Source organism: Nocardioides okcheonensis (genome assembly GCF_020991065.1).
In the GTDB taxonomy this organism is placed as follows: domain Bacteria; phylum Actinomycetota; class Actinomycetes; order Propionibacteriales; family Nocardioidaceae; genus Nocardioides; species Nocardioides okcheonensis.
In genome coordinates, this window is record NZ_CP087710.1 from 2,682,703 (window position 1) to 2,697,700 (window position 14,998).

The 14,998-nt window shown below is 73.6% G+C and carries 11 protein-coding genes; 8 read left to right on the forward strand and 3 right to left on the reverse strand.

What is annotated here, in order from left to right:
• Positions 1–3: 3 nt before the first annotated feature.
• Positions 4–2,352 carry a transglycosylase domain-containing protein gene (locus tag LN652_RS13020; protein ID WP_230441061.1) on the reverse strand — a complete coding sequence of 783 codons (2,349 nt, stop codon included), beginning with the start codon at positions 2,350–2,352 and terminating at the stop codon, positions 4–6.
• Positions 2,353–2,424: 72 nt separating this feature from the next.
• On the opposite strand from LN652_RS13020, the gene LN652_RS13025 reads away from it, so the two are divergent.
• Both LN652_RS13025 and LN652_RS13030 read left to right on the forward strand, forming a co-directional pair.
• Entirely contained in the window at positions 2,425–3,003 is a 579-nt protein-coding gene (locus tag LN652_RS13025; protein ID WP_230441062.1) for a PadR family transcriptional regulator, read from the forward strand.
• A 38-nt stretch (positions 3,004–3,041) separates the two neighbouring features.
• Positions 3,042–4,124 (forward strand): inositol-3-phosphate synthase, encoded by a 1,083-nt coding sequence (locus LN652_RS13030; RefSeq protein ID WP_230441063.1) that lies wholly within the window; start codon positions 3,042–3,044, stop codon positions 4,122–4,124.
• Between the two features lie 114 nt (positions 4,125–4,238).
• Here LN652_RS13030 and LN652_RS13035 read toward each other — a convergent pair whose 3' ends face one another.
• Positions 4,239–5,189, reverse strand: coding sequence for a hypothetical protein (locus LN652_RS13035; protein WP_230441064.1), 951 nt, complete (start codon positions 5,187–5,189; stop codon positions 4,239–4,241).
• 267 nt (positions 5,190–5,456) lie between these two features.
• Here LN652_RS13035 and LN652_RS13040 point away from each other — a divergent pair, with 267 nt between their 5' ends.
• Positions 5,457–6,086 carry an HAD family hydrolase gene (locus LN652_RS13040; protein ID WP_230441065.1) on the forward strand — a complete coding sequence of 210 codons (630 nt, stop codon included), beginning with the start codon at positions 5,457–5,459 and terminating at the stop codon, positions 6,084–6,086.
• A gap of 6 nt (positions 6,087–6,092) precedes the next feature.
• Here the strand turns inward: LN652_RS13040 and LN652_RS13045 are convergent, their stop codons facing one another.
• The gene (locus tag LN652_RS13045; RefSeq protein WP_230441066.1) at positions 6,093–7,538 is read right to left on the reverse strand and encodes a CCA tRNA nucleotidyltransferase; all 1,446 of its coding nucleotides are present in this window, start codon (positions 7,536–7,538) and stop codon (positions 6,093–6,095) included.
• A 126-nt stretch (positions 7,539–7,664) separates the two neighbouring features.
• Here LN652_RS13045 and LN652_RS13050 point away from each other — a divergent pair, with 126 nt between their 5' ends.
• The 5 genes from LN652_RS13050 (at position 7,665) to LN652_RS13070 (ending at position 14,961) form a co-directional block, all read left to right on the forward strand.
• The gene (locus tag LN652_RS13050) at positions 7,665–9,875 is read left to right on the forward strand and encodes a DUF6049 family protein (RefSeq protein WP_230441067.1); all 2,211 of its coding nucleotides are present in this window, start codon (positions 7,665–7,667) and stop codon (positions 9,873–9,875) included.
• Positions 9,872–11,500 carry a murein biosynthesis integral membrane protein MurJ gene (gene murJ, locus LN652_RS13055; RefSeq protein ID WP_230441068.1) on the forward strand — a complete coding sequence of 543 codons (1,629 nt, stop codon included), beginning with the start codon at positions 9,872–9,874 and terminating at the stop codon, positions 11,498–11,500. Before LN652_RS13050 ends, murJ begins: the two co-directional genes overlap by 4 nt.
• A gap of 61 nt (positions 11,501–11,561) precedes the next feature.
• The gene (locus LN652_RS13060) at positions 11,562–13,499 is read left to right on the forward strand and encodes a protein kinase family protein (RefSeq protein WP_230441069.1); all 1,938 of its coding nucleotides are present in this window, start codon (positions 11,562–11,564) and stop codon (positions 13,497–13,499) included.
• Positions 13,496–14,164 (forward strand): RNA polymerase sigma factor SigM, encoded by a 669-nt coding sequence (gene sigM, locus LN652_RS13065; RefSeq protein WP_230441070.1) that lies wholly within the window; start codon positions 13,496–13,498, stop codon positions 14,162–14,164. Before LN652_RS13060 ends, sigM begins: the two co-directional genes overlap by 4 nt.
• Before the next feature lie 47 nt (positions 14,165–14,211).
• Positions 14,212–14,961, forward strand: coding sequence for a hypothetical protein (locus LN652_RS13070; RefSeq protein ID WP_230441071.1), 750 nt, complete (start codon positions 14,212–14,214; stop codon positions 14,959–14,961).
• The last annotated feature ends 37 nt before the right edge of the window (positions 14,962–14,998 follow it).

Consider the following 14,998-nt stretch of genomic DNA (forward strand, 5'->3'; position numbering starts at 1 on the left):
GCGTCAGGGTCGGACGTCGGCACCCGGCCGCGCGGCCTGCCGCGGCGTCGTCGTCGGCGGCGGGGTCTCGGTCGGCGTGGTCGGGACCGGCGTGGTCGGGACCGGCGTGGTCGGCACGGGCGTGGTCGGCACGGGCGTCGTCGGGACCGGCGTCGTCGGGACCGGCGTGGTCGGCGTCTCCGTCGGGCTGGGCGTCTCCGTCGGGCTCGGCGTCTCGGTCGGCGTGATCGTCACGCCGCCGGTCGGCTTCTTCGTCGGCGAGGGCTTCGGCGGCGGCGGGGGCGGCGGGACGTACTCGTGGCCGTCCTCGGGCGCGTCGCCGTCGACGTAGGCCGGCTCCGGGAAGTCCTCGACCTCCATGCCCTCCATGACCTTGCCCATGATCGAGGTCCAGGTCTTGGCGGGGTAGTTGCCGCCGAAGTAGCCCGAGCGGCCGTCGGAGCTCGTCGGCAGCCACAGGTCGGCGCCGTCCGGGCGCAGCTCGTCGAGCGACTCGCGGCCCTTGCCGCGGACGTACATCACCGCGGTCGAGACCTGCGGGGTGAAGCCGACGAACCACGAGGACGACACGCCGCCGTCGTCGTTGGTGGCGGTGCCGGTCTTGCCGGCGGCCGGGCGGCCGAGCGCGAGCGCCTCGGAGCCGGAGCCCGACTGGACGACCTGCTCGAGGGCGTAGGTCACGTCGGAGGTGATGTCCTCGTCGACCGTCCGCTTGCTGCGCGGCTGGGCCTCGTAGATCGTCTCGCCCTCCTTGTTGACGACCTTCTGCACGACGTGGACCTCGTTGCGGCTGCCGCCGTTGGCGAGGGTGGCGTAGGCGTTGGCCATGTTGATCGGGCTGACCTGCGCGGTGCCGAGCGTGACGCCGACGTTGTCCTGCAGGTCGCTCGAGGCGCGCGGGATGCCCCACGACGCGCCGTCGTTGCCCGGGATGCCGAGGTCCTCGGCGGCCTGGATGACCTTCTGCGGGCCGTCGTCCATCGAGTCGACCATGTCGACGAAGGCGGTGTTCACCGAGTTCTCGGTGGCGGTGATCATCGAGACGGCCGAGCCGTAGTCCTCGTCGCCCTGGTTCTCGAACTCGGTGCCGGCGATGTCGATGGGGCTGTTGCCCTCGAAGGTGTCGTTGAGCGAGAAGCCGTCGCGGATCGCGGCGACGTCGGTCGCGGCCTTCATCGTCGAGCCGGCCATGCCGCCGGCGACGGCCCAGTTGATCTGCGAGTCGAGGTAGTCCTGGCCGCCGTAGAAGCCGAGCAGGGCGCCGGTCCGGGTGTCGACGGTGGCGGCGCCGATGTGCAGGTCGGCGTTGCCGGCCTCACCGGGCATGCCGGCGTCGGGGCGCTGCTCGTCGACCGACGCCTGGATCTCGCTCATCACCTGGGGGTCGAACGTCGTGGTGATCCGCAGGCCGCCGCCGTCGATCTCCTCCTCCGAGGCGATGCCGCGCGCGAGCAGCTCCTTCTTGACCAGCGCCAGCATGTGGCCCTTCTGGCCGCCGAACTGGCTCTGCGCCGCGATCTTGGGGAACTTGGGCAGCCGCTTGAGCGCGGTGTCGCGCTGGTCGGCGGTGATGGTGCCCATCTTCTCCATGGAGTCCAGGACGTACTCGTAGCGCCCCTTGAGGTCCTCCTTGGCCTCCTTGCCGTTCGCCGGGTCGTACTGCTGGGGGTTGTTGAGCACCGTCGCCAGCACCGCGGACTCGCGCAGGTTGAGCTCGGAGGCCGGGTGGTCGAAGTAGGCCTCGGAGGCGGCCTGGATGCCGTAGGCGCCGCGGCCGAAGTAGATGGTGTTGAGGTAGCCCTCGAGGACTTCCTTCTTGCTGAGCTGCTGCTGGATCTTGAGCGAGACGATCGCTTCCTTGATCTTGCGCTTGTAGCTCTGCTCGCTGGTCAGGTAGAGGATCTTCACGTACTGCTGGGTGATCGTCGACGCGCCCTGGCGGGCGTTGCCGCGCGCGTTGGAGAACAGCGCGCGCAGGATGCCCTTGGGGTCGATGCCCTTGTCGGTCCAGAAGGTCTGGTTCTCGGCCGCGACCACCGCGTCCTGGATCGTGTCCGGCATCTCCGCGAGCGGGATCGACTCGCGGTTCTGGTCCTCGTAGTACGTCCCGAGCTCCTGCTTGCCGTCCTGGTAGTAGACGAAGGTCGTCTGCGCCTGGAACGCGGAGTTCGGCGTCGGGATCGAGATGGCCTGGTAGAGCACCACCACGACACCCGCGAGCACGAGGGCGCCGACGACGCCGAGGATCGCGACGATCTTCGCGACCTTGGCGAGGCGCTGGCGCGGAGTGCGGCGGGGCTTCGGTCGACGCTTCTGTGCCGGACCGATGGCCCTCCTCTTCTTCGCAGTCACCCGGAAAGGGTACGGGTGGCGCTCGGAGATCCCTGATTCGTCGTTCTCGGATATATCGGTACGATAGATCGCATGGCACGCCGTGGTGACACCATCGAGCTCGCAGTCCTCGGACTGCTGCACGAGGGACCCATGCACGGCTACGAGCTGCGCAAGCGGCTCAACCTGATGCTGGGGTGGGGCCGGGTGCTGTCCTACGGCTCGCTCTACCCGGCACTGAAGAAGATGCTGCGCGCCGCCCTCATCACCGAGGCCGCGACGACGACCACCACGACGAGCCGCCGTCCGCGGATCGTCTACGAGGTCACCGAGGCGGGGCACGAGGAGTTCCACCGCCTCATGTCGGAGGTCGGTCCCACCGCGTGGGAGGACGACAACTTCGACATCCGGTTCGCCTTCTTCTCCTCCACCGACATGGAGATCCGCCTGCGCGTCCTCGAGGGACGTCGCTCGCGGCTCCAGGAGCGCCTGGCACGGGTCCAGGCCGAGCTCGAACGCACCCAGGCCGAGGTCGACCGGTACGCCGGCGAGCTCCAGCGCCACGGCGTGGAGTCCGTCGAGCGCGAGGTGCGGTGGCTGTCGGACCTGATCCGCGCAGAGCGCGGCGACGACACCCCGGCGGCACCGCCGACCAGCCAGCAGTCCAGCTAACCAGCAATCACAGACCCAGCAACGAGAAGGAGAGCCCCATGGGTTCGGTACGAGTAGGGATCGTCGGAGTCGGCAACTGCGCCACCTCCCTCGTCCAGGGCGTGGAGTACTACAAGGACGCGGACCCGTCCGGCACCGTCCCCGGGCTCATGCACGTCGTCTTCGGTGACTACCACGTCAAGGACGTCGAGTTCGTCGTCGCCTTCGACGTCGACGACAAGAAGGTCGGCAAGGACCTCTCCGAGGCCATCAACGCCTCCGAGAACAACACCATCAAGATCGCCGACGTCCCGACCCTCGGTGTCGAGGTCAAGCGCGGCCCGACGCTCGACGGCCTCGGCAAGTACTACCGCCAGACCATCGAGGAGTCGGCCGCCGAGCCGGTCGACGTGGTCCAGGCGCTCAAGGACGCCGAGGTCGACGTCCTCGTCTCCTACCTCCCGGTGGGCTCGGAGGAGGCCGACAAGTTCTACGCCCAGTGCGCCATCGACGCCGGCGTCGGCTTCGTCAACGCGTTGCCCGTCTTCATCGCCTCCGACCCCGAGTGGGCCAAGAAGTTCGAGGACGCCGGCGTCCCGATCGTCGGCGACGACATCAAGAGCCAGGTCGGCGCCACCATCACCCACCGCGTGATGGCCAAGCTGTTCGAGGACCGCGGCGTCGCGCTGGACCGCACGTACCAGCTCAACGTCGGCGGCAACATGGACTTCAAGAACATGCTCGAGCGCGAGCGCCTGGAGTCGAAGAAGGTCTCCAAGACCCAGGCCGTGACGTCCAACCTCACCGGCGAGCTGGCCGACAAGATCGACAGCAAGAACGTCCACATCGGCCCGTCCGACTACGTCGCGTGGCTCGACGACCGCAAGTGGGCCTACGTCCGCCTCGAGGGTCGCGCGTTCGGCGACGTCCCGCTCAACCTCGAGTACAAGCTCGAGGTCTGGGACTCCCCGAACTCGGCCGGCATCATCATCGACGCCGTGCGCGCCGCGAAGATCGCCAAGGACCGCGGTATCGGTGGCCCGATCATCCCGGCCTCGACCTACCTGATGAAGTCCCCGCCGGTGCAGATGCCCGACGACGTCGGTCGCGCCGAGCTCGAGAAGTTCATCCGGGGCGAGTGACCCCCGGCTGACGCCCCCGCGGCGCTCAGCCACAGAGAACTGCGGCCGTACGACGACCCGGATCCGTCCGGAGTGGTCGTGCGGCCGCAGTTCTTCGTGCATCACCCGGCTCCATCACCCGGCCGGACGTCTCGCCCCGTGGCGTCGGGCGAGGGCTTCGCGGCCGGCCTCGGTCCAGCAGGACTCGCGGTAGAGCGTGGTCCACGCGCGGATCCGCTGCGGCTCGTGTGGGCGCCCGAGGACGGCGTCGGCCTCGCGCAGGATGCTCGCCGGTCGACGGAGCACGTCCTCGTCGGTGTACGCCTTGAGCACCCAGTCCGCCCCGCTGACCCGTCGGTCCCGCCGACGGTCCTTGCGTTGCTGGCGCCGGTCGGCGTGGACCGCGCCGTCGTAGTCGACCAGGGTCCTGGTGCCGACCAGCCACAGGTCGCCGCGCGCCACGAACCCGCCCTGCTCGTCGCGCACCGTGCGCTGGGTCTCCACCTCGATGCCGCACACCACGTGCAGCACCCTCAGCAGGGTCTCCATGACCGAGTCGGCCTCGGGATCGGCCAGCGCCACGGCGTCCCGCAACCGTCCCACGCCCCTGCGGTGGTGGCGACACACCAGGTGCAGCTCGAGGAGCTCGATGTCCTTGGCGCGCAGCGCACTGTCCACGAGCACCACCAGGTCGAGCAGGCTGAGCAGAGGCGCGCAGCTCAGCAGGGTCTCCGCCGCGGTGGTCAGCCGCAGTCCGTCCCGGACGTCGTGCGGGGGCACCAGCCGATGACGGGTGACCCGGAGGGCTCCGGGGCGGACGGGCGCCGTCACGCCGTAGGGCATCGCCACGCACACCGGCAGTCGCTCGGGCAGGGGAGGCAGGTCCCAGCCGCGCCGGTCGGCGGCGGTCAGGGCCGAGAAGGCGGCCTCGTCCGGGAGGAGCGCCTGCCAGGCGAGCAGGTCCGCGCCCGCGGGGTCGGCCACGTCAGCGCGACGGTGCAGCCCCCGGCTGACGCGTACCCACTCCCGACCGCGGCGGCAGCCGACCGTCACCACCGCGCCGTCCTGGTCCCCTGCCTGCGCCACCGGCCGACCGTGCCGTGTCCGGCCGGGTCGGCGCACCCGGCCCGTCCCCGGCCTGTGGAGGACGGCCGCGTGCCACGACCTGTGGACGGATCCTGACCCGGACCCCAGGGGGGAGACCCGGAGGACCGGGCCGAGCCGGGACGCGGAGAACTGCGGCCGTACGACGACCCGGATCCGTCCGGAGTGGTCGTGCGGCCGCAGTTCTTCGTGCATCCACCGGACCGGGGGGCGAGCCCGGGGTCGGGCCCCGCACGTACGCTCGCCGGCGTGACCGCACGCACCCCCCTCGTGGTCGGCTTCGACCTCGACCTCACGCTGATCGACACCGCGTCCGGGTTCCGGCAGGTGCTGCGAGCCCTGGGCGACGAGCTGGGCGTGGACTTCCCGGTCGAGGAGATGACCTCCCGGCTGGGCCCGCCGCTCGACCACCTGCTGGCGCCCCACCTGCCCGCCGAGCAGGTCGGCCCGGCCGGCGACCGGTTCCGCGAGCTCTACCCCGATCACGCCATCACCACGGTCCCGGCGTTGGCCGGCGCCCACGAGGCGTTCGCGGCCGTGCGGGAGCGCGGCGGCCGGGTACTCGTGGTGACCGGCAAGTACACCCCCAACGCCCGGCTGCACCTCGACCACCTCGGCCTCGAGGCCGACCACCTCGAGGGCTGGGTGTGGGGCGTGGGCAAGGCCGACGTGCTGCGCCGCGAGGGCGCCCTGGCCTACGTCGGCGACCACGTCCACGACGTCGAGGGAGCCCGGGCGGCCGGGGTGCTGAGCGTGTCGGTGCTGACCGGCGGGTGCACCCGCGAGGAGCTGGTGGCCGCCGGCACCGACGTCGTCCTCGACGACCTGACGCAGTTCCCGGCCTGGCTCGACGGCCAGCTCACCGAGCGCCGCGCCTGAGGCCGCTCAGCGAGCGGCCCACCACTCCCGCAGCGCCGCCTCCGCCTGCTCGGGCGTCTTCGGCCCCTCGTCGAGGCGCAGGTCGAGCAGGAACCGGTAGGCCTCGCCGACCTCGCGGCCCGGTCCGATGCCGAGCAGCCCCATGATCTGGTTGCCGTCGAGGTCGGGCCGGACCGCGGCGAGCTCCTCCTCCTCGGAGAGCCGCGCGATCCGCTCCTCGAGCGAGTCGTACGTCCGGCGCAGCCGGTCGGCCTTGCGCTGGTTGCGGGTGGTGCAGTCGGCGCGGGTGAGGATGTGCAGCCGCTCGAGCTGGTCGCCTGCGTCGCGGACGTAGCGACGCACCGCGCTGTCGGTCCACTCCCCCGAGCCGTAGCCGTGGAAGCGCAGGTGCAGCTCGACGAGGCGCGCGACGGCGTCGATGTCGTGGTTGGAGAAGCGCAGCGCCTGCATCCGCTTGCGGGTGAGCTTGGCGCCGACGACGTCGTGGTGGTGGAAGGTGACCACGCCTCCGGTCTCGAACCGGCGCGTGCGGGGCTTGCCGACGTCGTGCATGAGCGCCGCGAACCGGCTCACGAAGTCGGGACCGCCGCCGAGGCGGTGCTCGAGGTCGATGGACTGCTCCAGCACGGTGAGGGTGTGCTCGTAGACGTCCTTGTGCCGGTGGTGCTCGTCGCGCTCGAGCGCCAGCGCCGGCAGCTCGGGCAGCACGTGCTCGGCGAGCCCGGTCTCGACGAGGAGGGTCAGGCCGCGGCGCGGGTGCGGCGCGCAGACCAGCTTGACCAGCTCGTCGCGCACCCGCTCGGCGGAGATGATGTCGATCCGCCCGGCCATCTCGGTCATCGCGGCGACCACCTCGGGCGCGACGTCGAAGCCGAGCTGGGCGGCGAAGCGGGCGGCGCGCATCATCCGCAGCGGGTCGTCGGAGAACGAGTCCTCGGGGGTGCCGGGAGTGCGCAGCACCCGCTCGGCGAGGTCGACCACGCCGCCGAACGGGTCGACGAACTCGCGGCCCGGCACGCGCACGGCCATCGAGTTCACGCTGAAGTCACGGCGGCCGAGGTCGCCCTCGAGGCTGTCGCCGAAGTCGACGTCGGGCTTGCGGGACGAGGGGTCGTAGCTCTCCGAGCGGTAGGTCGTGATCTCGACCTGCCACGGCCCCTTGCGGCAGCCGATCGTGCCGAACGCGCGACCCATGTCCCACACCGCGTCGGCCCACCCGGAGACCAGCTGCTCCGTGACGTCGGGGTGCGCGGAGGTGGTGAAGTCGAGGTCGTTCTGCAGCCGGCCGAGCATCGCGTCCCGCACCGGGCCGCCGACCAGGGCGAGCTCCTCGCCCGCGTCGGCGAAGCGGGTGCCGAGCTCGTCGATCACCGACCCGATCCGGTCCAGCTCGGCGCCGACACGGTGCTGGATCTCCACGATCGTGAGCGGGGGCGAGGCGACGTCGGACACGGCGGCCAAGTCTAGGGGGAGATCGGCGGGCGCCCTCATCCGAGCGCGGTCGCCCGGCCGGTGACGGGGCGCCGGGGCGTGCGCGTCACCCGGAACGGGTCCCCACCGGTCATCTAGAGTTCGTCCGTGCCCCGCCCGTCCGTCCTCCGTGCTGCCCTGGCGGGACTGGCGGCGCTGGGCGTGGTCGCGACGGGCGTCTCGACGCCACCGCCCGCGGCCGCCGCCGAGGAGGCCGAGCCCCTCGTCGTCCACCTCGACGAGATCGACCCGACGGTCCCGCGCCGCGGCGACATCCGGATCAGCGGCACCGTCACCAACACGAGCGACGACACCTTCACCCGGGTCAACATGCACGCGTTCGCCTCGCAGAGCCCGATCCTGGACTCCCTGACCAACGCCGCCGCCATCCCGGCCTCCGCCGACGTCGGCCCCCGGGTGACCGTCCCGGGGACCTTCGACACGATCGACACCCTCGCGCCCGGTGAGACCGCGCCGTTCACCGACTCCGTGCCGGTCGACCTGCTCGGCATCCCCGACGAGGCGGGCGTCTACTGGATCGGGGTTCACGCGCTCGGCGACGGCGCGGTGCCGCGCGACCTGGTCGCCGACGGCCGGGCCCGCACCTTCATCCCCGTCCTCCCGCGCGGCGACGGCAACCTCGACGCCTCCTTCGTGCTGCCCGTGCGCAACCGGGTCTGGTACGACGCGGACGGCCGGATCGGCGGGACCGAGCGCTGGCTGCGCCGGCTCTCCGACGGCGGCACGCTGTCGGGCGTCCTCGACACCGCCGACGCCGCCGGCACCACGCCGTACACCTGGCTCGTCGACCCCGCCGTGCTGCTCGCGATCACCCGGCTCTCGCTCGGCAACCCGGAGCGCTCGCTCGCCCCGGACCCGACGGTCCCCGGCCAGGAGCCGACCGAGGAGCCGAGCCCGTCGGAGTCGGAGGAGCCCGCGCCCGTCGCCCTCGACCCGGCGGTGCCGCCCGGCGGCCAGGTCGACCCGGAGGACGCCGCGCTCGCCGAGGCGGCGTCCGCGTGGCTCACCCGCTTCCGCACGCTGGTCGGCTCGGGCAGCGTGCTCGCGCTGCCCTTCGGCGACCTCGACGTCTCCGCGGCGGTGCGCCAGGCACCCGAGCGCTACACCCAGGCGCTGGCCCGGAGCGCCGAGGCGATGGCGAGCCTGCAGGTCCCGGCCGACCTCGCGGTCGCCCCGGCGGGCGGACGGCTGAGCCCCGAGGCGATCGCGGCCACCCCCGAGGACGTCCAGCTGATCCTGGGCGACAGCGCGTTCGCCGTCCCGCCGAGCACCACCACCTCGGTGGTCCGGCTGCTCGGCCACGAGGCGCTGCTGACCAGCACCGGCGCCGAGTCCGGCGGGCCCGGCCCGACGGACCCCACCGACCCCCTGGCCCTGCGCCAGCGGGTGCTGAGCGAGGCCGCGCTGCGGATCGCCCGCGACGAGCAGGCGCCGCTGGTCGTGACGCTGCCGACGACGTGGCGCGAGCAGGACGCCGAGTCGTTCTTCGACGGCCTCGAGCAGCCGTGGCTCGACACGGTCCCGGCGACCTGGATCGCGGCGCGCCGGGCCACCGGCGTGAACGCGGCGAACCTCGCCTACGAGACCCTCGACGTGGAGGCCGAGCTCCCGGCGCCGGGCTTCGCGGCCGCCGACCGCGCCGACGAGTCCGCCGCGCTCCTCGAGCAGGTCCTCACCCTGCAGACCCGGCTCGGGCAGCAGGTGGGCGACGAGGTGCTCGTCACGCTCTCCGAGCAGCACCGCCAGCGCCCGCGCGGAGCCCGCGCGGCCGCCGCCCGGGTCGACGACGCGCTGCGCTCCGACCTCGGCCTGATCACCATCGAGGCACCCACCCGGGTCACGCTCTCCGGCGACTCGGGCGGCCTCGGCGCCACGCTGGTCAACGGCCTCGACCAGCCGGTGTCGGTGGGGATCGGCATCACCACGGACGGCGAGCTGACCCTCACCGGCGACAGCGTGCGCGACCTCGGTCCCCGGGCCCGCAGCGTGGTGCGGTTCACGGCCACCACCGGCCAGGCCGGCATCCACCTGGTGCGGCTGCGGGTCACGAGCGTCGACGGCGTCCCGCTCGGCTCGGCGGACGAGCTGCCGATCCGCGCGGCCCGGGTCAGCGCGCTGATCTGGATCGTCATGGCCGCGGGTGCCCTCGTGCTGTTCGGGATGATCGGCTACCGGCTGCCCGGCCAGATCCGTGCCCGTCGTGCCGAGCTCAGGGCCAGCGAGCACCGCGCGGCCGCCGAGCCCGACCCGGAGCCGGCCCCGGGCAACCCCTCCGACGCCGCGATGGGACAGGTGTGAGCGACCAGAAGGTGCTGGCCTCCTCGGCCGTCATGGCCGCGGGCACGGTGGTGTCCCGCGCGTCCGGCTACGTCCGTGCGGGACTGCTCGTGGTGGCGCTCGGGTCGGGCGTGCGCGGTGACCTCTTCGCGATCGCCAACACGCTGCCCAACATGGTCTACATCCTGCTGGCCGGGGGCATCTTCAACGCCGTCCTCGTGCCCCAGCTGGTCCGCCGGATCACCGAGGACCCGGACGGTGGCGACGCCTACGCGAGCCGGGTCATCACGCTCTCGGCGCTCTTCCTCGGCTCCGTCACGCTCCTCCTGGCCCTGGCCGCGCCGCTGGTGCTGCGGCTCTACCTCGACGCGTCGTTCTACGGCCCCGAGCTCGAGGCCCAGCTGGAGTCCATCGTCGACCTGACCCGGTGGTGCCTGCCGCAGGTGTTCTTCTACGGCATGTACGTGCTGGTCGGGCAGGTCCTCAACGCCCGCGGCCGGTTCGGCCCGATGATGTGGGCGCCGATCGCCAACAACCTGATCGCGGTCGCGGTCCTGCTGGCCTACCTGCTGGTGTTCGGCCCGACCGGCTCGAGCGCCGCGCAGGACGCCCTTGGGACCGGCGCCGAGACCCTGCTCGGCCTCGGCTCGACGCTCGGCATCGTCGCCCAGCTCGCGGTGCTCGTGCCCTACCTGCGGTCCTCGGGCTTCCTCTACCGTCCGCGCTTCGACTTCCGCGACCCCGAGCTGCGGCACACGCTGAGCCTCGGCAAGTGGACCGTGCTGTTCGTCGTGGTCACCCAGCTGGCCTACCTGCGGGTGGTCCAGCTCGCCTCCGGCGGCAGCGCCGAGGGCGGCACCGGCTTCGTCGTCTACTCCAACAGCCTGCTGATCATGATGGTGCCGCACGCGATCATCACCGTCTCGCTGGCGACCGCGATCCTCCCGCGGCTGTCGACGTACGCCCACGAGGGCCGGCTCGCCGACCTCGGCAGCACGGTCGGCTCCACCCTGCGCACCGCGCTCGCGCTCGTGCTGCCGTTCGCGGTGCTGCTGCCGATCACCGCCGTCGACGTCGCGAGCGTCGCCTTCAGCTGGGTCGACGCGGACCAGGCCGCCCGGTTCGCCCCCACGCTCGCCGTCTTCGGGCCCGCCCTCGTCTTCTTCACCGTCCACTACTTCATGCTCCGCGGCTTCTACGCGATGGAGCGCACCCGGCTGGTCTTCCTCATCCAGGTCGCGGTGTCGGCCACCAACGTCGTCGTCGCCAGCGTGCTGGTGCCGCTGGGGTCGCCGGACGACACCGCGCCGCTGCTCGTGGTGGCCTACCTCGCGTCCTACGTCGTGGGTGCCGTGGTGAGCTTCGTGGTGCTCCGCCGCACCGTCGGTGGCCTCCAGACGCCGCAGCTGGTGCGGTTCCTGGTCCGCATGGCGCTGGTGCTGCTGGTGGCCGGCGTGGTCGCGTGGCTGGTGGAGCGCTCGCTCGCCGGCTTCGGCGCGTCCCCCGGCCCGCTGCTGTCCCTGGTGCGGGGCGGGGCGAGCGCGGCCGCCGGGATGGTGGTCGTGCTGGCCGGGGCCCGGCTGCTCCACGTGCGGGAGGTCACGAGTCTGGTCGACACCGTCGCGGCGAGGGTGCGTCGTCGCTGAGGTTCCCTACGATGAACCTCCGGGGTGGGGTCGAGCGGAACGAGGTGAGGAGGTGAGGTCGATGCAGGCCGGAGACGTCCTCGCCGACCGCTACCGGCTCGACGACCTGCTCGCCGAGAACGGCACCGGCCGTTTCTGGCGTGCCTACGACCGCGTCCTGCACCGCGCCGTCGCGGTCCACGTCCTCGCCGCCGACGACGAGCGCGCCGAGCCGCTGCTCGAGGCCGCCCGCCGCGCCGGACCCGTCATCGACCGCCGACTGCTGCGCGTGCTCGACGCGGAGGTCGCCGACGGGCGCTGCTACGTCGTCAACGAGTGGGGCCAGGGCGACTCCCTCGACGTCCTGCTCACCCGCGAGGGCCCCCTGCCGCCCCGCCGGGCCGCGTGGCTGGTCGCCGAGGTGGCCGACAGCATCGCCGAGGCGCACGCCCAGGGGCTCGCCCACGGCCGGCTCGCCCCGGAGAACGTGCTCGTCGACCAGCACGGCCAGGTCCGGATCATCGGCTTCGGCGTCGACGCCGCCCTGCGCGGCCTCGGCCCCGGCCGCACCGGGGTCGACGAGATCGACCTGGTCGGCCTGCTCTACGCCGCCCTCACCGGCCGCTGGGCCGGCGTCTCGCAGTCGACGCTCCCGCCCGCCCCGGAGGCGCACGGCACCGTCCTGCGCCCGCGCCGGGTCCGCGCCGGCATCCCACGCGTCCTCGACGCGCTGTGCGACCAGGTGCTCGCCCCGCAGCACTCGTCGGCGGCGGCCTCCGACCTCAGCGCCCGGGCCGTGCGCGACCTGCTGGCCGACTACGTCGGTGAGCTGACCGGCACCCACGTCCCGGTCGCCGGCACCCGACCCCCGGCGTCCCCGGCGTCCCGCCGCACCCGCCTCCGGCCGGCCACCCCGGACGCCGACGCGACCGCGGTCACGCCGCCCGTCACGCCCGCCGCGGAGGGCGAGCCGGCGGACCCGACCGAGGCGATCGGGTCCACGACCCCGCCCACGACGCCCGTCACCCCCGCGGAGCCGCTCGAGGCGCCGGCCACCGGCGACGTGTCGTCGACCGACCTGCCCACCCAGGCCGGGATGCCGGTGTTCCACGACGACGACGAGGTCGACTGGCTGCGCGCGCGCACCGACAGGCCGGCTCCGCCGCCGCCGCTCGACGAGCCCGCGCCCAAGCCGCTGTTCGCCCCCGACCCCCCGGAGGGAGAGCCCGTCCGCCGTCCCCGTCCCGGGAGCCGGGCCGCGTCGGCGGGCCCGGACTACTGGCCGTGGGACGCCTCCTCGCCGGGCCCGGACTCCGGCGTGCGCCCCGTCTCGCGCGACACCGGGGGCTGGGGCACCGGCTCGTGGTCCGACGACCGCTGGGGCACCGGCGACGGCCTGCAGGACACCGGCGACCAGGTGCCGGGCCGCAGCTGGTTCCGGCTGGCCCTGGTGGTCGCCGTGCTGGCCGTCGTCGCGGTCGCGGCCGTGGCGGCCTACCAGCTCGGCCTGCCCGCCGCGATCGACGACGCCACGGACGACCCGACCACCTCGACCTCGCCGAGCGCCGCGGCGCCGACGCCGTTCACCGGCCTCGTCGCCGACGACTTCGACCCGCAGGGCTCCGAGCCCCGCGAGGAGAACCCGGAGTCTGTCCCGAACGTCGTCGACGGCGACCCCGCGACCACGTGGACCACCTCCACCTACCGGCAGAACTTCGGCCCCGGCGGCCTCAAGACCGGCGTGGGCCTGGTCGTCGACCTCGGTGCCGCCAAGGACGTACGACGCGTGGTGGTCACCACCGAGGGCGGGCAGACCGCGTTCGCGGCCTACGTCACCAGCGAGGCCCCGACGGCCGTCGCCGACCTGAGCCCCGTGGGCACGGCGTCGGGCACCGGCGAGCTGGCCGTCGACCTGTCCGAGGCGGTCTCCGGGCGCTACGTGACCGTGTGGCTCACGGTGTTGCCCGAGACGGGCGACGGCTTCCGCGGCACGATCTCCGAGGTGCAGGTGCTCGGGTGAGCGACGACCAGACCCCCGGACGCTCCGACCAGGACCTGCTCCGGGCCCACGTCGACGGTGACGCAGACGCCTTCGGCGAGCTGTTCGCCCGCCACCGCGACCGGCTGTGGGCCGTCGCGCTGCGCACCATGGGCAACCCCGAGGACGCTGCCGACGGCCTCCAGGACGGCATGATCGCGGCCTTCCGGCGCGCCGGCTCCTACCGTGGCGAGGCCGCCGTCACGACGTGGCTGCACCGGGTCGTCGTCAACGCGTGCCTCGACCGGATCCGCGCGGCGAAGATCCGCCGTCTCGAGGCGCTCCCCGACGACGTCGAGGACCGCGGATCGCTGGTCGCGACCGCCGAGCACGACGACGAGCCGGACGCGGCCGCGGAGGCCGCGGAGCGCCGGCAGCGGGTGCTCGACGCGCTCGCCACCCTGCCGCCCGACCAGCGCGCCGCGCTGGTGCTGGTCGACATGGAGGGCTACCCCGTCGCCGAGGTGGCCGAGATGCTCGGCTGTGCGGAGGGCACCGTGAAGTCCCGCTGCTCCCGGGGCCGGTCCAGGCTCGCCGCCCTGCTGGTCGACCTGCACCGACCCCCGGGTGAGGTGCCTCACGGGAACCCTCCGCCGGACGGGCCCGTCCCAACCACGGTGCGCCCGCGAGGCCCGCCGGCGCCCTGAGCACCCCGACCCCCGACCATCCACGCGCGCCCCGAGGAGGTGACCCGATGACCGACGCACCCGACCTGCCGCCCGAGCACGACGCCGTACGCCGGATGCTGGCCGACGCCCGCCACCGCGACGCCACGCCTCCCGAGGTCGTCGCCCGCCTCGACGAGGCGCTCGCCGGCCTGGTCGCCGAGCGGGCGACGCCGTCCGCCGAGCCGACACCGGCCGACGACCGCAGCCCGGCGGCCTCCGTCGTCGACCTGGCCGCGCGCCGTCGTCGGCGCGCCGGCGCGGGCCTGCTCGTCGCCGCCGCGGCCGTCGTGGTCGCCGGCGTCGCGGTCGGCCAGGTCCTCCCCACCGGGGGCGGCTCCGACGACTCGGGCGGCGACTCGGCCTCCTCCGCCGAGGGCGGCGGCGAGCCGGGGGCCACGTCCTCCCAGCAGGACTCCTTCGGCGCGGAGGCGGGCCCCTCCGACGGCGACGAGGAGCTGGGCTCGGCCGAGACCAAGCGCGAGATCACGCCCCAGTCCGGGCTCCCCGGCCTGTCGAGCGCCGACGCGGGGCTCCGCGATCGGCTGCTGGCCCTGCGATCCGGCGCGGCGCGGGGTCCGGCCGCGCTCGACCAGCTCCAGGCGGCCAGCGCGTGCCGCACCACGGCCACCGGTCCCGGTCGACGCCTCCCCGTCGAGGTCGACGGCCAGGTGGGCCTCGTCGTCTACCGCGCCCCGGCCGGCGCCGACCAGGACGCCGTGGTCTACGTCTGCGGCACCCCGGAGCCTGTGCGCACCGTCACCCTCCCGGCTCCCTGAGGCGTCGGCCGCGCCGGGAAGAACGCTGGCCTACGAT

Bases quoted from the DNA above. Each gene is read 5' to 3' on its own strand.
- LN652_RS13030 (WP_230441063.1), top strand. From the start codon at position 3,042: ATGGGTTCGGTACGAGTAGGGATCGTCGGAGTCGGCAACTGCGCCACC.
- LN652_RS13070 (WP_230441071.1), top strand. From the start codon at position 14,212: ATGACCGACGCACCCGACCTGCCGCCCGAGCACGACGCCGTACGCCGG.
- LN652_RS13025 (WP_230441062.1), top strand. From the start codon at position 2,425: ATGGCACGCCGTGGTGACACCATCGAGCTCGCAGTCCTCGGACTGCTG.
- LN652_RS13060 (WP_230441069.1), top strand. From the start codon at position 11,562: ATGCAGGCCGGAGACGTCCTCGCCGACCGCTACCGGCTCGACGACCTG.